Origin of the sequence: Pseudomonas oryziphila (assembly GCF_003940825.1) — a bacterium.
GTDB lineage: Bacteria > Pseudomonadota > Gammaproteobacteria > Pseudomonadales > Pseudomonadaceae > Aquipseudomonas > Aquipseudomonas sichuanensis.
Genome location: NZ_CP034338.1, coordinates 4099542 through 4121080 on the forward strand (window position 1 = coordinate 4099542; position 21539 = coordinate 4121080).

Annotated in this window: 21 protein-coding genes and 1 pseudogene; 7 read left to right on the top strand and 15 right to left on the bottom strand. The window is 64.7% G+C overall.

Annotated features, from left to right (window positions below; translation table 11 throughout):
* Positions 1 to 166 precede the first annotated feature (166 nt).
* From EJA05_RS19265 to EJA05_RS19300, 8 genes are all read right to left on the bottom strand, one after another.
* Positions 167 to 1219 (bottom strand): AI-2E family transporter, encoded by a 1053-nt coding sequence (locus tag EJA05_RS19265; RefSeq protein WP_125859449.1) that lies wholly within the window; start codon positions 1217 to 1219, stop codon positions 167 to 169.
* Between the two features lie 11 nt (positions 1220 to 1230).
* Positions 1231 to 2025: a DUF4892 domain-containing protein gene (locus tag EJA05_RS19270; protein ID WP_125859450.1), complete on the bottom strand. Its 795-nt coding sequence runs from the start codon at positions 2023 to 2025 to the stop codon at positions 1231 to 1233.
* Between the two features lie 102 nt (positions 2026 to 2127).
* On the bottom strand, positions 2128 to 2982 hold the full coding sequence (locus EJA05_RS19275; RefSeq protein WP_125859451.1) for an alpha/beta hydrolase: 855 nt from the start codon (positions 2980 to 2982) through the stop codon (positions 2128 to 2130).
* Positions 2979 to 3767, bottom strand: a complete 789-nt coding sequence (locus tag EJA05_RS19280) for an alpha/beta fold hydrolase (protein ID WP_125859452.1) — start codon at positions 3765 to 3767, stop codon at positions 2979 to 2981. Before EJA05_RS19280 ends, EJA05_RS19275 begins: the two co-directional genes overlap by 4 nt.
* 98 nt (positions 3768 to 3865) lie before the next feature.
* Positions 3866 to 4249 carry a hypothetical protein gene (locus EJA05_RS19285; protein ID WP_125464872.1) on the bottom strand — a complete coding sequence of 128 codons (384 nt, stop codon included), beginning with the start codon at positions 4247 to 4249 and terminating at the stop codon, positions 3866 to 3868.
* Between the two features lie 98 nt (positions 4250 to 4347).
* Positions 4348 to 4806 (bottom strand): phosphohistidine phosphatase SixA, encoded by a 459-nt coding sequence (gene sixA, locus EJA05_RS19290; RefSeq protein ID WP_125859453.1) that lies wholly within the window; start codon positions 4804 to 4806, stop codon positions 4348 to 4350.
* Positions 4803 to 5150 (bottom strand): DUF4389 domain-containing protein, encoded by a 348-nt coding sequence (locus EJA05_RS19295; RefSeq protein ID WP_110993972.1) that lies wholly within the window; start codon positions 5148 to 5150, stop codon positions 4803 to 4805. Before EJA05_RS19295 ends, sixA begins: the two co-directional genes overlap by 4 nt.
* A gap of 15 nt (positions 5151 to 5165) precedes the next feature.
* On the bottom strand, positions 5166 to 6191 hold the full coding sequence (locus tag EJA05_RS19300) for an NAD(P)H-dependent glycerol-3-phosphate dehydrogenase (protein WP_125464875.1): 1026 nt from the start codon (positions 6189 to 6191) through the stop codon (positions 5166 to 5168).
* Positions 6192 to 6353: 162 nt separating this feature from the next.
* On the opposite strand from EJA05_RS19300, the gene EJA05_RS19305 reads away from it, so the two are divergent.
* From EJA05_RS19305 to fabB, 5 genes are all read left to right on the top strand, one after another.
* Positions 6354 to 8501 (top strand): TonB-dependent receptor plug domain-containing protein, encoded by a 2148-nt coding sequence (locus EJA05_RS19305; RefSeq protein WP_190306006.1) that lies wholly within the window; start codon positions 6354 to 6356, stop codon positions 8499 to 8501.
* Entirely contained in the window at positions 8501 to 9391 is an 891-nt protein-coding gene (locus tag EJA05_RS19310; RefSeq protein WP_125464877.1) for an ABC transporter substrate-binding protein, read from the top strand. The genes EJA05_RS19305 and EJA05_RS19310 overlap by 1 nt, the downstream gene beginning before the upstream one ends.
* Complete coding sequence (locus EJA05_RS19315; protein ID WP_125859454.1) at positions 9388 to 11316, top strand: response regulator; 1929 nt, start codon at positions 9388 to 9390, stop codon at positions 11314 to 11316. The genes EJA05_RS19310 and EJA05_RS19315 overlap by 4 nt, the downstream gene beginning before the upstream one ends.
* Before the next feature lie 206 nt (positions 11317 to 11522).
* Entirely contained in the window at positions 11523 to 12038 is a 516-nt protein-coding gene (fabA, locus tag EJA05_RS19320) for a 3-hydroxyacyl-[acyl-carrier-protein] dehydratase FabA (RefSeq protein WP_125464879.1), read from the top strand.
* Between the two features lie 11 nt (positions 12039 to 12049).
* Positions 12050 to 13267 (top strand): beta-ketoacyl-ACP synthase I, encoded by a 1218-nt coding sequence (gene fabB / locus EJA05_RS19325; RefSeq protein ID WP_110993978.1) that lies wholly within the window; start codon positions 12050 to 12052, stop codon positions 13265 to 13267.
* 191 nt (positions 13268 to 13458) lie between these two features.
* On the opposite strand, the gene EJA05_RS28840 is transcribed toward fabB, so the two are convergent.
* From EJA05_RS28840 to EJA05_RS19335, 3 genes and pseudogenes are all read right to left on the bottom strand, one after another.
* Positions 13459 to 14322: a methyl-accepting chemotaxis protein gene (locus tag EJA05_RS28840; protein ID WP_374045896.1), complete on the bottom strand. Its 864-nt coding sequence runs from the start codon at positions 14320 to 14322 to the stop codon at positions 13459 to 13461.
* Positions 14314 to 15084: pseudogene (locus EJA05_RS28845) on the bottom strand (MCP four helix bundle domain-containing protein); the annotation flags it as partial. The pseudogene EJA05_RS28845 and the gene EJA05_RS28840, both read right to left, overlap by 9 nt.
* Positions 15085 to 15177: 93 nt before the next feature.
* A complete protein-coding gene (locus EJA05_RS19335; protein ID WP_125859456.1) occupies positions 15178 to 16194 on the bottom strand; it encodes an amidohydrolase family protein in 1017 nt (338 codons plus the stop codon).
* Between the two features lie 118 nt (positions 16195 to 16312).
* Here EJA05_RS19335 and EJA05_RS19340 point away from each other — a divergent pair, with 118 nt between their 5' ends.
* Positions 16313 to 17176, top strand: coding sequence for a pirin family protein (locus tag EJA05_RS19340; RefSeq protein ID WP_125859457.1), 864 nt, complete (start codon positions 16313 to 16315; stop codon positions 17174 to 17176).
* Between the two features lie 111 nt (positions 17177 to 17287).
* Here EJA05_RS19340 and EJA05_RS19345 read toward each other — a convergent pair whose 3' ends face one another.
* The 4 genes from EJA05_RS19345 to EJA05_RS19360 all read right to left on the bottom strand — a co-directional run bounded on the left by EJA05_RS19345 (position 17288) and on the right by EJA05_RS19360 (position 21111).
* Positions 17288 to 18013, bottom strand: coding sequence for a dienelactone hydrolase family protein (locus EJA05_RS19345; RefSeq protein WP_125859458.1), 726 nt, complete (start codon positions 18011 to 18013; stop codon positions 17288 to 17290).
* 151 nt (positions 18014 to 18164) lie between these two features.
* Complete coding sequence (htpG, locus tag EJA05_RS19350) at positions 18165 to 20072, bottom strand: molecular chaperone HtpG (protein ID WP_125859459.1); 1908 nt, start codon at positions 20070 to 20072, stop codon at positions 18165 to 18167.
* A 107-nt stretch (positions 20073 to 20179) separates the two neighbouring features.
* On the bottom strand, positions 20180 to 20638 hold the full coding sequence (locus EJA05_RS19355) for a PaaI family thioesterase (protein WP_125859460.1): 459 nt from the start codon (positions 20636 to 20638) through the stop codon (positions 20180 to 20182).
* Complete coding sequence (locus EJA05_RS19360; protein WP_125859461.1) at positions 20635 to 21111, bottom strand: PaaI family thioesterase; 477 nt, start codon at positions 21109 to 21111, stop codon at positions 20635 to 20637. Before EJA05_RS19360 ends, EJA05_RS19355 begins: the two co-directional genes overlap by 4 nt.
* A 136-nt stretch (positions 21112 to 21247) precedes the next feature.
* Between EJA05_RS19360 and EJA05_RS19365 the strand changes: the two genes are divergently transcribed.
* Entirely contained in the window at positions 21248 to 21520 is a 273-nt protein-coding gene (locus EJA05_RS19365) for a hypothetical protein (RefSeq protein WP_125464887.1), read from the top strand.
* The last annotated feature ends 19 nt before the right edge of the window (positions 21521 to 21539 follow it).

The window sequence follows — 21539 nt, forward strand, 5'->3', positions numbered from 1 at the left end:
GCATGAGGGCCGCTTTGGGGAAATTGTCCGAGGGAGGGGCGTAAAGGGGCGAGATGGGGGGTGGGGTCAGGGCATAAAGAAGGCGTAAAGATCGACCAACCATCGCGGGGCAAGCCCGCTCCCACGCCCGTTACCTCGTGGGAGCGGGCTTGCCCCGCGATGGGCGCTAGTGCTGCGAAGTGTTCTGCGCAGAGTGGCGGCTCCAGTCCAGCAGCAGGCTGTAGCCCACCGCCAACAGGGTCGGCCCGATGAACAAGCCGATAAAGCCAAAGGCGAGCAAACCGCCGAACACCCCGAGCAGCACGATCACCAATGGCAGGTTGCCGCCGCGGCTGATCAGGTACGGTTTGAGCACGTTGTCCACGCCACTGATGACGAAGGTGCCCCACACGCCGAGGAACACCGCCATGCCGTAATCGCCCTTCGACACCAGCCAGGCAGTGGCAGGGATCCAGGCCAGCGGCGGGCCCATGGGGATCAGGCTGAGCATGAAAGTCACCAGGCCCAGCACCACTGCCCCCGGCACGCCGGCAATCAGGAAGCCGATCAGTGCCAGCAGGGCTTGCGCCGCCGCCGTGCCGATCACCCCGTTGACCACCCGTTGCACGGTACCGGCCACCAGTTCGACGTAGTACTCGGCGCGCTCGCCCACCAGCCGTTGCAGCAGGCGGAGCACGAACGCCGCCAGGCGCGGCCCGTCGCGGTAGAAGAAGAACACGAACACCAGGCTCAGGGTCAGCTCCAGCACCCCGCTGCCGATCTGCGCGCTGCGCGCCAGCAACCAGTTGCCGACCTGGCCGAGGTAAGGTTTGGCCGACGCCAGCAGCGCCGCACCTTGCTGGTCGAACGACTCCCACCAGCCGACCAGGCGCGCACCCACCAACGGAATACCTGCCACCCAGGCGGGCGCATCGGGCAGGCCTTCGACCTGCACGTCGCGCACAAAGGCGGTGGCATCGCGGATATGGTCGGCCAGGTTGAAGCCCAGCCACACCAGTGGCAAGGCCACGATCAGGATCCAGGCCGTGGTCAGCAAGCTGGCGGCCAGGGTTTCCCGCCCGCCCAGCACACGCGTGAGCAAACGCATCAACGGCCAGCTGGCGAAGGCCAGGATGGCGCCCCACAGCAGTGCCGAGATGAACGGCGCCATCACCCAGAGTGCAGCGCCGAGCAGCGCCAGCAGCAGGATCTGCACCAGCAGGCGGTCGGTGTTGGGCATGGGGCGCTCACTCAACGGATCAGCTCCAGGTGCAGGCCATCGGTGGGTGCGTCGCCGACTTCGAGCCGGCCGCTGCGCACGCCGGCCTTGGTCAACTGCTCGCGCCAGGCCTCGGCGCCCTTGCCACTGAGGCTGGCGCGCAGGGTGCTGTCCAGGTTCAGGCTGCGCGCCAGCAGCGACACCCACGCGGCCTGGGGCTCGGCCAGGTCGGGGTAGTCGAGCTTGCCGGTGTCGCGCAGTTCGCGCAGGACGGTGGCGGCCGTGGGCAGGATTTCTCCCAACGGGCTGCCGGCGACGAACTCTTCCACATGCAGGTAGGCGCGACGGTTGCCTCGGGTGACGCTGTACAGCGCGACCAGGGTGTCGGCCTCCTCGGCCGAACGGCGCAACAGGATGAACGCCTGCTGCTCGTCGCCGCCATTGAGGCGGGCGTTGGCGAACACGTCGTTGGCCCACAGGCTGGCTTCGCCGCAGTCGCGGCCCTGGCACCAGAACAACGGGTAACCGCCGTCTTTTTGCAGGGTTTCGCGGGCGCTGGTGAAAGCCTCTCGGGCGCTGCGCTCCAGCGGCAGTTCGTAGGTGACCGAGCTGACCTGGCCACGGCTTTCGACCTTGTCATCGACCCGCAGGCGACCGCTGATCTTGCGCAGCGGCCCCATCGGGTAGACCCGTTCCTGCTCCACCGCGGGGCGTTGATCGACCACTTTGGCGTCAACCGGAACGGGCAGCTCACCGGCCCACAGCCAGGGGCTGGCGAAGGCGAGGCAGGCAGCAATGGCGCTGCGGGCGTAAACGGGTACGCTCATCGGCAGCCCTCGTGGCCGCGGGTTTGGAATACGTGAGTGTCTGGCATGTACATGGTTGTCTCCCTTTCAACCCGCCAAGCCTCGACACTTGCCCGGTGCAAGTCAAGGAATGCCAAAGAAGCGATTGAAACAGTCTGCAACAAGGGCCGCACCCTGCTCATCGTTCAAGTGCAGGTGATGGCCACCCGGCAGCGTGATCTGCTCGAAGGGTAGCTGCTCCAGCAGCTCCGTGTGGCGCGCCAGCATGCCGTCGGCCGCCACCACCAGGCAGGCCGGGCAGGCCACGCGCTTGACGAAGGCCATGGCCTGGGCCTGGTTCAGGCGGGTGGGTGAAGGCAACGTGAGGCGGCTGTCGCTGCGCCAGCTGTAACCGCCGGGTACCGGCATCAGGCCGCGCTGGGCCAGCAGTTCGGCCGCTTCACGGCTGACCGCGACCATGCCTTTCATGCGCGCCTCGACTCCCTCCTCCAGCGTTGCGTAGACCGTCTTGCGCTTGCCGTCCAGGCGCAGCTGGGCCTGCAGGGCCATCCCCAGGCGCTCGGCGGCATCCTGTTCGGTCACGGTGGGCGGGATCACCCCGTCGATCAGCGCCAGGTGGCTGACCCGCTCGGGCAAGGCGCCGGCCAGCTGCACCGAGATGATCGCCCCCAGCGAATGACCGAGCAGGCCGAAGCGCTGCCAGCCCAGTTGCTCGGCGACCCGCAGCACGTCGTGGGCGTAATCGGCCAAAGCGTAACCAGCCCCGACCGGGCGGTGCTGCGAATAGCCGTGCCCGGCCAGGTCGAGGGCGACGATACGCAGCCCTTCGAGCTGGGGCGCCAGGCGGGCGAAGCTGTTGGCGTTGTCCAGCCAGCCGTGCAGGGCGATCACCGGCAGGCCGTCGTCGGGGCCGAACAGGTGGGCGGCCAGTTCGATATGGCCCAGGGTCAGGCGAACTTCTTCAACCTGGGCGCTCATGCCTGGCCCCAGCGGTCGAACAGGCCTTTGATCAGGCTGGCGGTGTCAAGGGGGCGCTCCAGCGGGAACATGTGCCCGCCCGGCAGGCTGTGATATTCGCCCCGGGCCATGCCCCGCACGCCCAGCGCATGGTGCCGGCGGATCACCCGGCTTTGGGCGCCGCGCACCACCGCCAGCGGCACCTGCAACTGGCGCGGCGGCAGCGGGCTGGCATGGGGGATGCTGCGGTAGATGCTGATCTCGGTGGCCGGGTCGAAACGCAGGCGCAGCCCGTCTTGCGCGCGCTCCAGACCATGCTCCAGATAGGCCTCGAGGCAGTCCGGGTCGAAGTGGCGGAACAGGCTCTTGCCGGCGAAGTAACTGCGCGCGCTGTCGCGGTCGCTGAATGCCTCACGCCGGCCCAGGGTGCGCCCGGCCGGGGTGATGCGGTCGATGAAGCCCAGGCGCTTGGCCGCCTGGATCAGCCATTCATCCACCCGGGTCAACACCGGCGAGTCGAGCATCACCACGCCACGGTAGAGTTCCGGGCGGCGCAACGCCGCGTGCAGGTGCAGCACCCCGCCCAGCGAATGGCCAACACCCCACACCGGGGCGTCCTGCTGTTCGAGGTGATGCAGCAGCTCGTCCACCAGGCTTTGCCAGTTGTCGTTCACCGGGAAGCGCGGGTCGTGGGCATGCTGGGCCAGGTGGCGCACCTGGTAATCCGGCGCCAGGGCGGCGAACAGCTTGCCGTAGGTGGCCGAGGGGAAGCCATTGGCGTGGGCGAAGAAGATCTGCTGCGACATGGCCGCCTGCTCTGCACGGGGAAGGATGGCCCATTGTCGGCAAGCCGGTGGGTGGCGGCAACGTCCGGAAAGGTCATCGCCAAGGGCGATCAGGTCATTCAGAATTCGCCGAAGCTGGCCATCGAGCGCCGCAGGCAGGCCTGCATATAGGCCAACTGATACTCCAGCGCCTCACGGGCCAGGTGTTTGTCCTGCTGCTCCAGGCCAAGCCTGCGCAAGGCCAGGCAGCTGGTTTGCAACAGATGGGCCATGCGCATGCTGGCTTCCTGCAGGCGCCGCAGATCTTCTTCGCCGTCGAACAGCGTGGCGGGGGCCAGGCCTTGCCCGGCACGGACCTTGTTCATCAACTGGTAGAGCTTGGCGTCGGCCGACTCTCGCAACATGCTGTACTCGGCAAATTCCAGCACGTCATCCTTCTGCACTTTTTCCAGCGTTGGTTGCAGGTCAACCGAACCTACCAACGCCAGCCTTCGGCTATTCATTCGACGCTCCCTTGGCCTGCCGCACATTCACTTGCTGTTGCCGACGCTAGCAAGCGCCTCGGCGGCGCGACAACTGGCAAAAATACCAGTTGCCGCCTTCACGCCGAATGATGAAGGGCCCGCAGGGTCATCAGCCCGGCCAGCGGCCAGTCGCCGTCCAGCATGGCCAGGCTGGCGGTGCTCAAGGGCGCCGGTTGCTGGGCATGGCCATGCTCCAGCATGCCCACCAGCGAACCCACCAGTGGCTGGTGGCTGACCAGCAGCACATGCTCCAGCCCCAGGCGTTCGAGCTCGCCGATCACTTGTTGCACATTGCTCTCGGGGGTCAGCCAGGGCACGGTGCGCACGGGCTCAGCGAAGCCCAGGGCATCGTGCACCAGCGCTGCGGTTTGCTGGGCGCGCACGTAGGGGCTGGCGATGATCGCCTGCAGCGGCTGGCCCAGCAGGTGCGCGGCACTGCGCAGCACCTGCTCGCGGCCGTGGGCGGTGAGGGGCCGTTCGGCGTCGGTGTTTGCGCGCGGCTGGGCCTCGCCGTGGCGCAGCACCCACAGCTTCACAGCTTGGGCTCCTCGTCACGCACCGGGTGCGGGGCCGGGGCCACGGCGTGGGCGGCCTCGCCTTCAGGGGCGCGGGGCGTGGGCCAGTCGGCGAACGGCCAGGGTTTCTGGTCGCTGTGGAAGCTGCCGAAGCGGCCGATCTGTGCCAGGTACTGGCTGAGGCTGTCGCCAAAGTTCATCAGGCTGGCGCTGGGCGCGCCGTAGATCAGCCGGTAGATCAGTTGCACCAGGACCAGGCCGCCCAGCAACAGCTCGGCGAGCTGCCAGACCACCAGGAACACCAGCATCCACAGCACCCGCAGGATGATCGACTCGCGCGCGGCGCTTTGCGGGGTATCGTTCATGTGTCGCTCCTTCGTTCAGTTGAAACCGCTGGTGGAAATGAAATCGATGTCGGTCTTGGGCTCGGCGCGCATCAGGTGCTCGATCACCTGGTTGAGGGTGCGGCCTTCGAACAGGATCGCATGCAGGCCGGCTACCAGGGGCATGTACACCTGCACCTCCTGGGCCTTGGCCTTGAGCACCTTGATGGTGTTGACCCCTTCGGCCACCTCGCCCAGGCGGCTGACGGCCTGCTCCAGGGTCAGGCCCTGGCCCAGGGCATGGCCGACCTGATAGTTGCGGCTCTTGGGCGAGGAGCAGGTGACGATCAGGTCGCCGACCCCGGCCAGGCCAAGGAAAGTCATGGGGTTGGCACCCTGGCTCACGGCGAAACGGGTCATCTCGGCCAGGGCGCGGGTGATCAGCATGCTCTTGGTGTTTTCGCCCATGCCCAGTGCCACCGCCATGCCGGCAATGATCGCGTAGACGTTCTTCAGGGCGCCGCCCAGCTCGACGCCGAAGCGATCGCTGCTGGCATAGACGCGGAAGGTGCGGCCGTGCAGCACGGCCTGCACCTGCTGGCACAGCGCTTCATCTTCGCTGGCGACCACGGTGGCGGTCAGCGCGTGCTCGGCGATCTCGCGGGCTAGGTTCGGCCCCGACAGCACGCCGATGCGCGCCTGGGGGGCGATCTCTTCGAGGATCTGGCTCATCAGCTTGAAGCTCTGCGCTTCGATGCCCTTGGTCAGGCTGACCAGGCCTTTGCCACGCAGCAGCTCTGCGTGGGGCGCCAGCACGCTGCGCAGGGCGCTCGACGGCAGCGCGACGAAGATCAGGTCGCTGGCCTGCAAGGTGGCGAGCAGGTCGTTGACCGGCTCGACGCCGTCATGCAGACGAATGCCCTTGAGGTAACGCGGATTCTCGCGGTTGACGCGCATCGCCTCGGCCTGCGCCGGGTCGCGCATCCATTGGCGCACCGGGTGGCCGTTTTCCGCCAGCAGGTTTGCCACGGCGGTGCCGAAGCTGCCACCGCCAAGAACTGCAACAGGTTGCTGTTCAGTCATATCCAATCCGTTAACCCATAAAATAAGTGGCGACTGGCGCATTATAAAGGCAAGCCGCAAGCGTCAAGCTACAAGCGACAAGAAAACCGCGATGGTCGCCTGCTTTTGCTTTTGCTTGCAGCTTGAGGCTTGCAGCTTGCAGCTTGAGAAAGGTCGGTTAACATGCCTGATTCATTTCTGAAACAAGGCCGTACCGTGTTCCCTGGCACGCCCCCTTACCCACGCCTGCTGATACTGACCGCCCTGCTCGGCGGCCCGGCCATGGCCGATGATCTGTTCACCGACACCCAGGAGCTGCCTCAGGTTCTGACCGCCACACGCCTGAAACAATCCCCGGCCGCAGTGCCGGGCAGCATGACCGTGCTCGACAGCGAGCTGATCCACGCCAGCGGCGCCCGGGACATCCCCGAGCTGCTGCGCCTGGTGCCGGGCATGATGATCGGCTATGGCGCCGGCAACCAGCCGACGGTCAACTACCACGGCAGCAACGTCAACGATGCCCGGCGCATGCAGGTGCTGATCGACGGCCGTTCGGTGTACCGCGCAGGCCTGGCCACGGTGGACTGGAGCGACATCCCGGTGGCCATCGAGGATATCGAGCGGATCGAAGTGTTCCGCGGCCCCAACACCGTCAGCTACGGCGCCAACGCGCTGATGGCGGTGGTCAACATCCTCACCCGCAACCCCGCCGACAGCCACGGCACGCGAATGAAGCTGACCCGTGGCCAGGACGGCATCAACGACTATTACGCCAGCCAGGGCATCGGCTGGGACGGCGGCGACCTGCGCCTGTCGCTGTCGGGCCAGCAGGACGACGGTTTCGACAAGGACCAGTTCGGCCGCGACTACCGCGACAGCCGCCGGCTCAACCGCATCAATATCAATGCCAGCCACAGCCTGGCGCCGGACCAGACCCTGGAATGGCAACTGGCGGCCAAGGAGGGCAGCAACCAGCGGCCCTATACCTACCAGCCAGTTTTCGGCAGATACGCCGCGGGCACGGATGCCGACGTCAACGCCAAGGACTACGCAGGCTCGGTGCGCTGGAGCATCGACCTCAACCCCAATCACAGCCTGTATGTGCAGGGTTCGGCGCAGCACTTCGACCGTCAGCAGGTCTGGCGCGCCTGCGACGCCTCCATTGCCTTCAGCCCGGAGCTGACCCGGCTGTGGCAACTCAATCCGAACTTTGCCGAAGGGGTTGCACGCAATCTCTTCACCGGCAACCTGCCGACCACCAGCGATCCGCTGCTCGCCTCGCTCAAGCAGCAAGTGCAGGATCAATGGAATGCCGGCGGGCGCAACACGGTGTGCGGCGATGTCGACCAGAGCACCCGTGAAACGCGCTACGACCTGGAGATCCAGGACACCTTGAGCCTGAACGAGAGCCTGCGCCTGGTCACGGGCATGAACTACCGCTACGACCGCGCAGACTCGCAGACCTACTTCAACGGCAGCCTCGACGACCAGACCTGGCGCCTGTTCGGCCAACTGGAGTGGCGCGCCGACGAACACTGGGTCGTCCAGGGCGGGGCGATGTACGAGAACGCCCAGCTGTCCGGCAATTCGTTGACCCCGCGCGTGGCGGTGAACTACCTGATCACCCCGCGCCACGGCTTGCGCGCGGTGTACTCCGAAGCGGTTCGCTCGCCCGACATGTTCGAGAACAACGTCAACTGGAGCTACACGGTCAAGGGGCTGTCCCCCAACCGGTACGGCTTGCAGGACGGCCAGTACTTCGTCAAGACCCGCGGCCCGGGCAACCTCGACCAGGAGCGCATGCGCTCGCGGGAGCTGGGCTACAACGGCTACTTCAGCGACATCGACCTGAGCATGGACGTGAAGCTGTTCTACGACGAGATCACCGGGATGATCAGCGAGCCCCTGAAGAACAACCAGTACATCGCCAGCAACGCCAACAAGGCGCGCTTCACCGGCAGCGAGGCGCAGTTTGACTGGCGCGCCACCCAGCGCGACCGCCTGCGCATCACCTACGCCTATGTCGACGCCTGGGCCAGCAACCCCGCAGACCGGCGCCTGAGCGCCCGCAACAGCGGCTCGGCCGGCTGGCTGCGCGAGTGGGGCCTGGGCTGGTCGAGCGCCCTCTTCTATTACGGTGACGATGCGCTCAACCAGTACCGCTACGAGCGCGTCGACCTGCGCGTGGCCAAACGCTTCAAGGTGCAGGGCAGTGACCTTGAGCTGGCGGCCCTGTGGCAGCAGCGCCTGGATGACGAACCGACCACTGCCGTGCAGAACCGCTACGACAGCCGCCACCGCCTGAGCGTGAGCGCGGAGCTGGCGTTCTGATGGTCGTGCTGCTGCGCTTGCTGCTGCTGTGCATCCTGCCACTGGGTTCGCTGTCGGCCAGCGAAATCCTGTTGGTGGGTGCCGACGACCAGCCGGGCATCCGCAGCTTCGTCGCCGCCCTGGCGCAGCGCCGCCCGCACGACCATGTGCATTTCCAGACCGTAAGCGAACTGCCGCGCCCGGAGCAGCTGAAAAGCGATACGCGCCTGGTGCTGCTGGACGGCCCGGCGCTGGAGTGGCGCCTGGGCGAAACTGCCGGCCCACCGGCGCTGGCCCTGAGGGTCAGCCGGGTGCAGGCCGAGCAACGCCTGGGAAAGTCGCGGCCGGCGTACCTCAGCCTGCTGTGGAGTGACCCGCCGCTGGCCCGGCAATTGCGCCTGGCCCGCTACCTGTTGCCGCAGGCCCGGCGCATTGGCGTGCTGTACGGTGAGCACAGCCGCTTCCTGCTCGATGAACTGCGCCAGGCCGCCCAGCCCATGGGGCTGGAGATCGTCGCAGAAGGCTGGCCTGATTTGCGCGACAGCCGCCCGCTGCAGAACCTGCTGGCCAACAGCGATGTGCTGCTGGGGCTCGACGACCCCGAGCTGTACAACTCCAAATCGGCCAAGAACGTGCTGCTCAGCAGTTACGGCCGGCAGATGGCGCTGATCGGGCCGAACGTCGGTTTCGTCCGTGCCGGTGCCCTGGCCAGCACCTACAGCGACCAGGACGACTGGCTGGCAGTGCTCGACCAACTGCTCGAGCAACCCCCGGCACGCTGGCCACGCAGCCTTTACCCCAAGCATTTCGCCGTCAGTGGCAACCAGCAGGTGGCACGTGCCCTGGGCCTGGAAGCCATCGACCAGGACGCCGCCGCGCTGGCGTTGGCCGCAGGAGAACCCACCCCATGAGCAAACGCCTGAGCTGGGACATCCACACCCGCACCCAGATGATCAGCCTCGGCCCTGCCCTGCTGCTGACCTTGCTGCTGATCAGCTTCTTCACCTTCGTGCGTATCCAGGACTTGCGCCAGGAGCTCAACCACACTGGTCAATTGATCGCCAACCAGCTGGCGCCCGCCTCCGAGTACGGCGTGATCTCCGGCAACAATGAAGTGCTCGAAAGCCTGATGCGCGCGACCCTGAGCATCCCTCACGTACGTTTCCTCGAGGTGCAGGACAGCCGCAACCACATCCTGGTGTACGTCGAACAACCGGACGAAAGCCTCAGCCGAGCGCAACGGGTGGAAGTGTTCCAGGCGCCGATCCGCCTGCAGCAAATCCGCCTGGACAATGACTTCCTGCAGGGCAAGCCGCAGTTGCCGAGCATCGGCGACGACTACCTGGGGCGAGTGATCGTGGGCATGTCTGACGACGCCTTCAGCCAGCGCCAGCAGGAGATCGTGATCAAGGCCGGCATCCTCGCCCTGTTCGCGCTGCTGTTCACCTTCCTGCTGGCCCGGCGCCTGGCCATGAGCCTGTCCAAGCCGATCAGCGACATGGGCCATGCGGTCAAGGCCATCCAGCAAGGTGATTTCGATGCCCCGTTGCCGGTGGTCGATGACAGCGAACTGGGCCACCTGGCGCGGCACATCAACAACCTGGCCAGCGCCCTGGACCAGGCCTCCCATGAACAACAGCAGGCCATGAGCCAGCTGATCCAGGCCCGCGAAGAGGCCGAGCAGGCCAACCGTGCCAAGTCGGACTTCCTGGCCATGATGAGCCATGAGCTGCGCACCCCCATGAACGGTGTCCTGGGCATGCTGCAGCTGCTGGAGACCACCCGGTTGACCAGCGAGCAGGCCGAATACGCCGCAGTGGCAAGCGAGTCCACCGGGCACCTGCTCAAGGTGATCAACGACATCCTCGATTTCTCGCGGATCGAACGCACCACGCTGCAACTGGAGCACATCGACTTCAACCTTGGCGATCTGGTCGCCAGCAGTGTCCAGTCGTTCCAGCACAGCGCCCAGCAGCGCGGTCTGGCGCTGCACCTGCAGTTGCCGCCCGGCATGGAGCTGCTGCAGGTGGTCGGCGACCCGACCCGGATTCGGCAGGTCCTGCTCAATTTGATCGGCAATGCGCTGAAGTTCACCGAACGTGGCGAAGTGGCGGTAGAGGCGAGCTGGCAGGTGCTCGATCAGCAGATGATCTGGCTGACCTGCACCGTGCGCGACACAGGGATAGGTATCGACAGCAACCGCCTGGAAATGATGTTCGTCGCCTTCCAGCAGGCCGACAGCTCGATTTCCCGGCGCTACGGCGGTACCGGGCTGGGCCTGTCGATCGCCCGCACCCTGGCCGAACGCATGGGCGGCCATCTGCGTGGCGAAAGCCGCGAAGGGGCGGGCTCGACCTTCACCCTGGAGATGCCGCTCGCCCTGGCCAACGCCCCAGCGGCCCTGCCTGCGGGCACGGCGGCGGCCGGTGCGCTGGGTGGCAATGGCGAGCGGATCCTGCTGGTGGAGGACAATCCGGTCAACCAGAGCGTCATCGAGGCCATGCTGCGCAGCCTCGGCTTCGAGGTCAGCCTGGCGATGGATGGCGCCCAGGCGGTCGACCTGGTGCAGCAGCAACGCTTCGCCGCCGTGCTGATGGACTGCCGCCTGCCGCAGGTGGACGGTTTCGAGGCCACCCGGCGCATCCGCCAGCTGGCGCAGGGCGACGGGCTGCCGATCATCGCCCTCACCGCCAGTGTGCTGGAGGGGGACCGCGAGCGTTGCCTGGCCGCCGGCATGAACGATTACCTGAGCAAGCCATTCAAACGCACCGAGCTGCAACGCATCCTGCACCGCTGGTTACCCGCTCGGACAGCTGCGACTGGCGATAAATGCTAAAGTGCGGCAGTCTTAAAGACTGGACAGGACCTTCGCAGGCCCGGAAAATAACATTTCAGTGCACACCTGTACTTCTTTTGCCAGGTGCGCTGTGACTTTCACCACAACGCAATAGTCTACCTGTAGGCTGCCGCCTCGAACGCACAACGCTTCGGGCCGGCCGGGAAGATTCATCCCCTGCCACAGGGGGTTATTGAGGAGCTCGCATGACCAAACAAAACGCCTTTACCCGGGAAGACCTGCTGCGCTGCAGTCGCGGTGAGCTGTTCGGCCCCGGTAATGCGCAACTGCCCGCCCCGAACATGCTGATGGTCGATCGCATCGTCCATATCAGCGAGGAAGGCGGCAAGTTCGGCAAAGGTGAATTGGTCGCCGAGCTGGATATCAACCCGGACCTGTGGTTCTTCGCCTGCCATTTCGAAGGCGACCCGGTGATGCCAGGCTGCCTGGGCCTCGATGCCATGTGGCAGCTGGTCGGCTTCTTCCTCGGCTGGCAGGGCCTGCCGGGCCGCGGCCGTGCGCTGGGTTCGGGCGAAGTGAAATTCTTCGGCCAGGTACTACCCTCCGCCAAGAAAGTCACCTACAACATTCACATCAAGCGCGTCCTGAAGGGCAAGCTGAACATGGCCATCGCCGATGGCTCGGTCAGCGTCGACGGTCGCGAGATCTACACCGCCGAAGGCCTGCGGGTCGGCGTGTTCACCTCCACTGACAATTTCTAAGGGTTATTCGCATGCGCCGCGTCGTTATCACTGGTCTGGGCATCGTTTCGTGCCTGGGCAATGACAAAGCTACCGTCACCGAAAACCTGCGCAACAGCCGTCCGGGCATTCGTTACAACCCGGAATACAAGGAAATGGGGCTGCGTAGCCAGGTTTCCGGCTCCATCGACCTGAACCTCGAAGAGCTGATCGACCGCAAGGTGTATCGCTTCGTTGGCCACGCTGCTGCCTACGCGTACCTGGCGATGCAGGATGCGATCAAGGACGCGGGCCTGACCGAAGAGCAAGTGTCGAACCCGCGCACCGGCCTGGTTGCCGGTTCCGGCGGCGCTTCCACGCTGAACCAGATGGAAGCCCTGGACACCCTGCGCGAGAAAGGCGTCAAGCGCGTTGGCCCATACCGTGTCACCCGCACCATGGGCAGCACCGTGTCGGCGTGCCTGGCCACCCCGTTCAAGATCAAGGGCATCAACTACTCGATCTCGTCGGCCTGCGCCACCTCGGCACACTGCATCGGCACCGCCCTGGAGCAGATCCAGTGGGGCAAGCAGGACATCGTCTTCGCCGGTGGCGGTGAAGAAGAGCACTGGAGCCAGTCGTTCCTGTTCGATGCCATGGGCGCCCTGTCGACCAAGCGCAACGAAACCCCAGAGCTGGCCTCGCGCGCCTACGACGCCGACCGTGATGGCTTCGTCATCGCTGGCGGTGGCGGCATGGTGGTGGTCGAGGAGCTGGAACACGCCCTGGCCCGTGGCGCCAAGATCTACGCCGAAATCGTCGGCTACGGCGCGACCTCCGACGGCTACGACATGGTCGCCCCGAGCGGCGAAGGCGCAATCCGCTGCATGCAGCAGGCGCTGTCCACCGTCGACACCCCGATCGACTACCTGAACACCCACGGCACCTCCACCCCGGTCGGCGACGTCGCCGAGATGAAGGGCGTGCGTGAAGTGTTCAAGGACAAGGCTCCGAAGATCAGCTCGACCAAGAGCCTGTCCGGCCACTCGCTGGGCGCCGCTGGCGTGCACGAGGCGATCTACTGCCTGCTGATGATGGAGAACGACTTCATCGCCGGCTCCGCCAACATCGACGAGCTGGATCCGGAAGTTGCCGACCTGCCGATCGTGCGCAAGACCGAAGACGCCAAGCTCACCACCGTGATGAGCAACAGCTTCGGCTTCGGCGGCACCAACGCTACCCTGGTGCTCAAACGCTGGGAAGGCAAGTGATCGCTTGATCTGCTGAACGAGAACGCCCGGGCCTTGGCCCGGGCGTTTTTGTTTGTGCCGTGCGGTATTCAGCATCATAACGGCACCGCCCTCATCGCTGGCAAGCCAGCTCCCACAGGCATGACACAGGCCTTGAGGATGGCGCGATCAATGTGGGAGCCGGCTTGCCGGCGATGAGGCAAACACAGCCTTCAGACCGAAAACCGCTGCACCAGGGTATTCAAGTCCACCGCCAGCCGCGACAGCGACTGGCTCGCCGCCGAAGTTTGCTCGGCGCCGGCTGAAGACTGATGCGCCAGGTCGCGAATGGTGGTGAGGTTACGGTCCACCTCCCGCGCCACCTGGGCCTGCTGTTCCGACGCACTGGCGATCACCAGGTTGCGCTCGTTGATCTGGCCGATGGCCCCGGCAATCGCTTCCAGCGCCGCACCGGCGGCATGGGCGCCATCGAGGGTCGAGCGGGCCCGCGCATCGCTCTGCTGCATGCCCTGCACGGCACGTTCGGCACCGCCCTGGATAGCCACGATCATCTGTTCGATCTCGCGGGTTGAGGCCTGGGTGCGATGGGCCAGCGCCCGCACTTCGTCTGCCACCACGGCAAACCCGCGCCCGGCCTCGCCGGCCCGTGCCGCCTCGATGGCAGCGTTGAGCGCCAGCAGGTTGGTCTGCTCGGCGATCGACCCGATCACCTCCAGCACCTTGCTGATATCGTGCACCTGCTGGGCCAATTGGCCGACCTCTTCGGCATTGCCGGCAACGCCGCTGGCCAGCGCCTCAATGGCGGTGACCGTGGCCTGCACCTGTTCGCGGCCCTGGCGGGCGATGCGGTCGGACTCGGCAGAAGCCTCCGAGGTGGCCACGGCATTACTCGCCACCTCCTCCACCGCCGCGGTCATCTGGTTGACCGCCGTGGCCGCCTGTTCGATCTCCAGGCTCTGCTGCTGCAGGCCGCGGGTGGCATCCTCGGTCACCGCGCTGAGCTCTTCGGAGGCCGACGCCAACTGACTGGCCGAGTCGGAAATCCGCCCGATGGTCTCGCGCAGGCTCTGCTGCATAATTTTGAGCGCCGCCAGCAAGCGCGCCGGCTCGTCGTCGCCCTGCACGGCGATCTGCGGCGTCAGGTCGCCGGTGGCAACCGTCTCAGCCACTTTCAGCGACTGCCCGAGCGGGCGCACGATGCTGCGGGTCAGGGCCATGGCCAGCACCACGGTCAACGTCAGGGCCACCAACAGCAGCCCCATGACCCAGACCCGCGCGGCACTGTAGACCGACTCGGCCGTGGTGGTGGCCAGCCCGGCATGGTGAGTGTTCAGGGCGATCAATTCGTTGAGGCTGGCCGTCATCTGATCGGCGATCTGGTTGATCTCGCCATTGACCAGCGCCGCGGCCGCTTCGATGCGGCCATCGCTGGCCAACTGCACCACCTGGCCCTGCAAGGTCATGTACTGGCGTTCGAGGCCCAGGTAGCGGTCGAACAGGGTGCGCTCCTCCGGCAGCACGATCAGCGCGTCATAGCGCTGCTGGGCCTTGCTCAGGCCTGCCTTGATCTCCTCGATGCGGGCACGGTTCTGCTGCTGCGCCGTGCTGTCGGTGTTGACCAGCAGGCGCAGGGTGAGCGCGCGAATGCGCAGCATGTCCTGGGTCATGCTGCCCACCGAGATGATGCTGGGCAGCCAGTTGTCGTCCACCTGCTCGGCCTGCTGACGCATGTTGGTCATCTGTTGCAGGGCGAAACTGCCCAGCGCCACCACCAGCAAGGCCATGATGCCGAAGCCGATCCCGGCGCGCGGGGCGATATTCAAGCGTCTGAGGCTCATTTCAGGATCCCTCCCAAAGGTATTGTTCCGTCGCTTAAAGAAGGTATCGGGCGGCTCGAAATTTGCGTAAGACAAAAACGCGATATCAAAACGCTACTTGTCCTGCTTTGCCGCCTTGGGTAGCACGGCAAGGAAATTGTCGCGTGCCACCTTGTTCGCGACCGCCTCCGGCAGGGCATCGAGAAACGGCTTGAAACCATGAAGCTGCTCGCCAAGGCTGTCGAAGCGCCCCACCAGGTCAGAGCCAAGCATGAACCGCTCAGGGAAGCGCTCTACCAGCTGCAGCCAGGCTTGGCGAGGCACGCCTTCGGCATCCAGCAAGTAAGGTTGGAGCACGCTCCAGGACAGGTCGACGTACAGATTGGGATAATCCTCGAGCAGCCGGGTCAGTACCGGCAAAAGAAAATCCATCTGCGTCTGGTGCCGGTGAATTTCCAGGCTGCTGCCCGCATGGGCCCAGATGAACCGGGTATGCGGGTGGTTACGCAGAGGCTCCTCGATTTCGGCCAGGTACAGTGGGTTGCGCTCGCGCTTGGACGTGATGTTGGAATGCAGCAGTACCGGCAGGTCGCGCTCGGCGGCCAGGTGGTAGATGCGGGTCATGGCCTCGTTGTTGGCCCGTGGCGTATCGCCGCTGGTCAACGCAGTGAGGTCATCGTGGCGGGTAAACACTTCGCCGATGCCCTGCCACAGCCCCGGATACAACTCGAGCATGCGTTCGATGTGGCTGACGGCGTTCTTGTCCACCGGGTTGAAACCGGTGAGGAACGGGTGGAAACGCCGCCGTTGCGCAGGCAGCAGCTTTGCCAGCGCCGTGGCCACGTACAGGTCGGTGGCGCTGTACCAATAGGCGTCGGCATCATCGCCCGCGTAGTAACGCGGGCGCTTGGGCTCATCCTCATGCCATTTCTTGGCCACCGGGATACCAGAAATCATCGACTGCTCGACCCCGGCCGCGTCCATGGCCTTGAGCAGCGCCGGCATGCCCTCGGTTTCCTGGAAGAAGTCCACGTAGTGCAGGTGGGCATCGCTGTAACGATAGTCGCGGGCCTGGGCCGACGGATACAGGCATCCGTAGAGCAGCAGGCCGGCGAGGATGCGCGCGATCATCGTCGCCTCCTTTGCAAGGTATGGAAAGGGTAGACCGACCGGCCGCTTCGGCGGTTCAGCGCCAGCCCGCGAACCGCTATGCTTGGGGCAGTTCCCCTGCCCACTCCGGAGTAACCCCATGAGCAGCCCCTTGGTCATCCGCCCCCGCGCCGAATCGGTCGAGGGCCAGCCGATCCTGCGCCCGCTGCCCTCGGCCCAATGCCGCAGCGTCGGGCCATTCGTGTTCTTCGACCATATGCTCGAGACCGACTACGCCCCGGGCAGCGGCATGGATATCCGCCAGCACCCGCATATCGGCCTGTCGACCCTTACCTACCTGTTCGAGGGCGAGATTCAGCACAAGGACAGCCTTGGCTCGGACCAACGTGTGCGGCCAGGGGATGTGAGCTGGATGACCGCGCGAGGCGGCGTGGCCCATGTCGAGCGCACCCCTGCCGACCTGCTGGCCAAGGGTTCACGGCTACACGGGCTGCAGGTGTGGCTGGCATCGCCCCGCCAGCACGAGCAGGGCATGCCGAGCTACAGCCATCATCCGGCGGCGAGCCTGCCAGTCAGTGACAGCCTTGGGGTGCAGATCCGCATGATCGCCGGCAATGGTTTTTGCCTGGAGTCGCCAGTGCCGGTGCTCTCCCCTACCCTGTATGCCCACGTGCACATGCAATCGGCCACGACTCTGACAGTCCCTGCCGAGCATGAGCAACGGGCCTTGTATGTGCTGGACGGTGAACTGTCGCTCAACGACGAGCGCGTGGAGGTCTGCAGCCTGGTCGTGCTGCCGGAGGGCGAAACCATGGTTCTGTACGCCGAAGAAGCGTGCCAGCTGGTGCTGATCGGTGGCGCGGCGCTGGATGGGCCGCGGCGGATGAACTGGAATTTCGTTGCCAGTGACCCGGAGCTGATCGAGCAAGCGCGAGCGCGTTGGGCGGCGGGCGATTGGCCGGTGGTGCCAGGGGAAAACGGACGGATCGAATTGCCGCGTTGATGTGGGGCCGCTTTGCGGCCTTCGCGGCTAAACCCGCTCCCACAGGGATCGCGTGACCTTCTGTGGGAGCGGGTTTACCCGCGAAGGGCTGCGCAGCAGCCCCTCTCGCATTCAACCGCGGAACACTTCAGCAAGCAGGTTATGCATCGAACGGAATGCCCGCTCCGACGTGCGTCGGTCGTACTGCATCTTGCCCGGCACATTGGCATTCGGGTCGGTGAACGAGTGCACCGCACCGCCGTAGCTGAGCAACTGCCAGTCGACCTTGGCGGCATTCATCTCGTCTTCGAAGGCTGGCAACTGTTCTTTCGGCACCAGTGGGTCGGATGCACCGTGCAGCACCAGCACAGCGCCTTTGATGAGCTTGGCATCCGCCGGGTTCGGCGTATCCAGCGTGCCGTGGAACGACACGGCCGCCTTCAGATCGGCACCGGTGCGCGCCAGTTCCAAGGCGCAGCAACCACCGAAGCAGAAGCCGAAGGTAGCCACCTTGCCCGGTTCCAGCAGGGCCTTGGACTGGCCCACCAACTGCGCCAGGGCTTCCTGCATGCGCTTGCGCAGCTCGGCGCGATCGTTCTTCAGCGGCATCATCGCCGCCCCGGCTTCATCGGCATTGGACGGCCGCACCGATTGCCCGTAAAGGTCGGCAATCAACACCACATAGCCCTGCTCCGCCACTTCCTTGGCGATGCGCTCGGCACCTTCGCCAATCCCCATCCAATTGGGCGCCATCACCAGGCCCGGCTGCGGCAGTGCGCCGGGGGCATAGACCAGGCGGCTTTCATAGGTCTTGCCCGACAGGTGATAAACCAGCGACTCGACGATGACCTTGCTCATTCAACACTCCTTGGCATTCACGGTTGTGCGAATTCTAGACTCTTTCACTCTTTTCGCGGGGCAAGTCGCATCGGCGCACCGCCGCTCCCACGGTTGGGCATTTAGGCATGAATAAAAAAGCCCGCCGAAGCGGGCTTTTCTGTGCATCAACTCAAGCAGACAGCTCGACCAGCAGCTTGTTGAGGCGTCGGACATAAGCCGCCGGGTCCTTCAGGCTGTCACCGGCCGCCAGTGCCGCCTGGTCGAACAGGATGTGCGACAGCTCGGCGAAGCGGTCTTCGCTCTGCTCGCCATCGAGCTTCTCGATCAGCGGGTGGCTTGGGTTGAACTCGAAGATCGGCTTGGAATCCGGCACCTTCTGCCCGCTGGCCTCGAGGATCTGGCGCATCTGCAGGCCCAGGTCCTGCTCGCCGATGGCGAGGATCGCCGGCGAGTCGGTCAGGCGGTGCGAAACACGCACTTCGGCAACGCTGTCACCCAGCGCGCCCTTGAGGCGCTCGACCAGGCCTTCTTTGTCCTTGGCCACTTCTTCCTGGGCTTTCTTGTCCTCTTCGGAGTCCAGCTTGCCCAGGTCCAGGTCGCCACGGGCGACATCGACGAAGGCCTTGCCATCGAACTCGCTGAGGTAGCTCATCAGCCACTCGTCGATGCGGTCGGTGAGCAGCAGCACTTCGATGCCTTTCTTGCGGAAGACCTCCAGGTGCGGGCTGTTCTTGACCTGGGCGTAGGATTCGCCGGTGAGGAAGTAGATCTTGTCCTGGCCTTCCTTGGCGCGAGCCAGGTAGTCAGCCAGGGCGACGCTCTGCTCGCCACTGTCATCGTGGGTCGAGGCAAAGCGCAGCAGGCCGGCGATCTTCTCTTTGTTGGCGAAGTCTTCGGCCGGGCCTTCCTTCAGCACCTGGCCGAAGTTCTTCCAGAAGCCCTTGTACTGCTCGGGTTCGTTCTTGGCCAGTTTCTCCAGCATGTCCAGCACGCGCTTGGTCAGCGCGGTCTTCATCGAATCGATGATCGGATCCTTCTGCAGGATCTCGCGGGAGACGTTCAGCGACAGGTCGTTGGAATCGACCACGCCTTTGATGAAACGCAGGTACAGCGGCAGGAACGACTCGGCCTGATCCATGATGAACACGCGCTGTACATAGAGCTTCAGGCCGCGTGGCGCTTCGCGCTGGTACAGGTCGAACGGTGCGCGGGCCGGCACGTACAGCAGCGAGCTGTACTCGAGCTTGCCTTCGACCTTGTTGTGGCTCCAGGCCAGCGGGTTCTCGAAGTCATGGCCGATGTGCTTGTAGAACTCCTGGTATTCCTCGTCTTTCACCTCGGTGCGCGAACGGGTCCACAGGGCGCTGGCGCGGTTGACGGTTTCCCATTCCTGCGCCGGTTGCTCTTCACCCTCGGCGGCTTCGGCCTGCTCCTTGGGCAGCTCGATCGGCAGGGCGATATGGTCGGAGTACTTCTTGACGATGTTGCGCAGGCGCCAGCCATCGGCGAACTCGTCTTCACCACTTTTCAGGTGCAGGACGATGCGGGTGCCGCGCTGCGGCTTGTCGACAGTGGCGACTTCGAACTCGCCCTCGCCCTTGGACGACCAGTGCACGCCTTCGGCGGCCGGCAGGCCGGCACGGCGGCTGAATACGTCGACTTTGTCGGCGACGATGAATGCCGAGTAGAAGCCCACGCCGAACTGACCGATCAGGTGCGAGTCTTTCTTCTGGTCACCGGTGAGGTTCTTCATGAAGTCGGCAGTGCCGGACTTGGCGATGGTACCCAGGTGCGCGATGACGTCTTCGCGGCTCATGCCGATACCGTTGTCCTCGAGGGTCACGGTGTTGGCGGCCTTGTCGAAGCTCACGCGGATCTTAAGGTCAGCGTCGCCCTCGAGCAGTTCAGGCTTGGCCAGGGCTTCGAAGCGCAGCTTGTCGGCAGCGTCGGAGGCGTTGGAAATCAGCTCGCGGAGGAAGATTTCCTTGTTCGAATACAGGGAATGAATCATGAGGTGCAGCAGTTGCTTGACCTCGGTCTGGAAGCCCAGGGTTTCTTTTTGAGTCTCCACACTCATCGTCTTCAAACTCCAATCTGTTGGTAGGTGACGCCTGGCGACCCCGTGGGCCTGCATTTCTTGGCGGATGTTCAGCAGATGGGGGCTTGCCCGACCATTTCAAGGGGCTATTCGAGCGGTTTCTCGGGTTCGATCTTGAAGTGCGCACGGGCGGTGGCGATGGGCGTGTCACGGTCGGCCTGCCAGGCGGTGATGGCGACGTTGGTCACACGCCGGCCCTGGCGCCACAGCTGGCACTGGGCGAAGGTGTCGCGGTAGTGCCCGGCACGCAGGTAGTCGATGGAAAAATCGATGATTTTCGGGATGCTCGCACTTTCGCTGTAGATCAGCAGGTACAGCGCCGCAGACAGCTCCATGAAGCCGGCGATGACGCCACCGTGGATGGCCGGCAGTAGCGGGTTGCCGATGTTGTTCTCGCAGGCGGGCAGGCGGAAAAACAGGTCGTCGCCCTGGCGCTCGCACTCGATGCCGATCAGCCCGGCGTAGGGAATCAACGCCAGCAACGGGCGGTAATCGCCACGGGCATGGGCTTCATTCAACTGCTGGCGAGTGCCTGCGGGGATCATTGGCGTGGCTCCTTGAGGCTGTTGCCGAAGCGGATGCCGCCCTTGATGTCCTGGCCCAGGCGCATGAAGGTGCCGACCACCTGGCAGATCGGCTGCGACGGGTCGTCCTGGTAGGCACTGCCACGGGTAAAGATCACGTCGCGGGTGACTCGGTAGCACTGGGCATGGCCATAGATGTCCTTGCCGGCTTCGGCCGGGTGCATGTAGTCGATGCGCAGGTCCAGCGTTGGGCACACCTCGAAACGCGGCAGCGCGCATAAAGTCGCCATGCCGCAGGTGGTGTCCATCAATGTGGTCAGCGCACCGCCATGCACCGCGCCGTTCTGCGGGTTGCCGACAATCGCCGGCGACCAGGGCAGCACCAGGGTCATGCCTTGGGCATCGGCATGCTGCACGCGCATCTGCAATAGCTGGCAGTGTTTCAAGGCCGAGAGAAATCGCTCGGCCATGGCCATCAATGGCGTATCGTTCATACACCCTCGCTGCATAAAATCAGTGAAAAGTCTATATAGGCCAGGCAGTTATATATCTTTAACATTCGTGGAACTTATCCGCCCGCGGTGAACTCTTAGGAACAAGTAAAGTTATTCCACCCAGGAGAGACACCCCATGCGTAAACCTTTTGCTTTTGCTCTGATGCTGGCCGCTGCCATGGGCCTGGCTGCTTGCGATAAAGCGAGCGAAGACAAAGCCCAGGACGCACAGCAACACGCCGAGCAAGCCCAGGAAAAGATGGGCGAAGCTCAGGATAAGATGAACGAAGCCGCCAAGGAAAACGCCGAAGCCGCCAAAGATCAGGCCGAAGCGCAACAGAAAGCCGCCGAAGAAGCTGCCCCGGCTACTCCGGCTGCCCCAGCGCCGAGCGAGCCTGCCAAGCAGTAATTGGCCAAAACAAAAAAAC

What these genes read in the sequence shown, in the direction of transcription:
- fabB (WP_110993978.1), top strand. Translation starts at nt 12,050, where the DNA reads ATGCGCCGCGTCGTTATCACTGGTCTGGGCATCGTTTCGTGCCTGGGC.
- EJA05_RS19305 (WP_190306006.1), top strand. Translation starts at nt 6,354, where the DNA reads ATGCCTGATTCATTTCTGAAACAAGGCCGTACCGTGTTCCCTGGCACG.
- EJA05_RS19360 (WP_125859461.1), bottom strand. Translation starts at nt 21,111, where the DNA reads ATGAACGATACGCCATTGATGGCCATGGCCGAGCGATTTCTCTCGGCC.
- EJA05_RS19265 (WP_125859449.1), bottom strand. Translation starts at nt 1,219, where the DNA reads ATGCCCAACACCGACCGCCTGCTGGTGCAGATCCTGCTGCTGGCGCTG.
- EJA05_RS19300 (WP_125464875.1), bottom strand. Translation starts at nt 6,191, where the DNA reads ATGACTGAACAGCAACCTGTTGCAGTTCTTGGCGGTGGCAGCTTCGGC.
- EJA05_RS19270 (WP_125859450.1), bottom strand. Translation starts at nt 2,025, where the DNA reads ATGAGCGTACCCGTTTACGCCCGCAGCGCCATTGCTGCCTGCCTCGCC.
- EJA05_RS19285 (WP_125464872.1), bottom strand. Translation starts at nt 4,249, where the DNA reads ATGAATAGCCGAAGGCTGGCGTTGGTAGGTTCGGTTGACCTGCAACCA.
- htpG (WP_125859459.1), bottom strand. Translation starts at nt 20,072, where the DNA reads ATGAGTGTGGAGACTCAAAAAGAAACCCTGGGCTTCCAGACCGAGGTC.
- EJA05_RS19345 (WP_125859458.1), bottom strand. Translation starts at nt 18,013, where the DNA reads ATGAGCAAGGTCATCGTCGAGTCGCTGGTTTATCACCTGTCGGGCAAG.
- EJA05_RS19365 (WP_125464887.1), top strand. Translation starts at nt 21,248, where the DNA reads ATGCGTAAACCTTTTGCTTTTGCTCTGATGCTGGCCGCTGCCATGGGC.
- EJA05_RS19355 (WP_125859460.1), bottom strand. Translation starts at nt 20,638, where the DNA reads ATGATCCCCGCAGGCACTCGCCAGCAGTTGAATGAAGCCCATGCCCGT.
- EJA05_RS28840 (WP_374045896.1), bottom strand. Translation starts at nt 14,322, where the DNA reads ATGCAGCAGAGCCTGCGCGAGACCATCGGGCGGATTTCCGACTCGGCC.
- EJA05_RS19280 (WP_125859452.1), bottom strand. Translation starts at nt 3,767, where the DNA reads ATGTCGCAGCAGATCTTCTTCGCCCACGCCAATGGCTTCCCCTCGGCC.
- EJA05_RS19340 (WP_125859457.1), top strand. Translation starts at nt 16,313, where the DNA reads ATGAGCAGCCCCTTGGTCATCCGCCCCCGCGCCGAATCGGTCGAGGGC.
- EJA05_RS19295 (WP_110993972.1), bottom strand. Translation starts at nt 5,150, where the DNA reads ATGAACGATACCCCGCAAAGCGCCGCGCGCGAGTCGATCATCCTGCGG.
- EJA05_RS19315 (WP_125859454.1), top strand. Translation starts at nt 9,388, where the DNA reads ATGAGCAAACGCCTGAGCTGGGACATCCACACCCGCACCCAGATGATC.
- fabA (WP_125464879.1), top strand. Translation starts at nt 11,523, where the DNA reads ATGACCAAACAAAACGCCTTTACCCGGGAAGACCTGCTGCGCTGCAGT.
- EJA05_RS19335 (WP_125859456.1), bottom strand. Translation starts at nt 16,194, where the DNA reads ATGATCGCGCGCATCCTCGCCGGCCTGCTGCTCTACGGATGCCTGTAT.
- EJA05_RS19310 (WP_125464877.1), top strand. Translation starts at nt 8,501, where the DNA reads ATGGTCGTGCTGCTGCGCTTGCTGCTGCTGTGCATCCTGCCACTGGGT.
- EJA05_RS19275 (WP_125859451.1), bottom strand. Translation starts at nt 2,982, where the DNA reads ATGAGCGCCCAGGTTGAAGAAGTTCGCCTGACCCTGGGCCATATCGAA.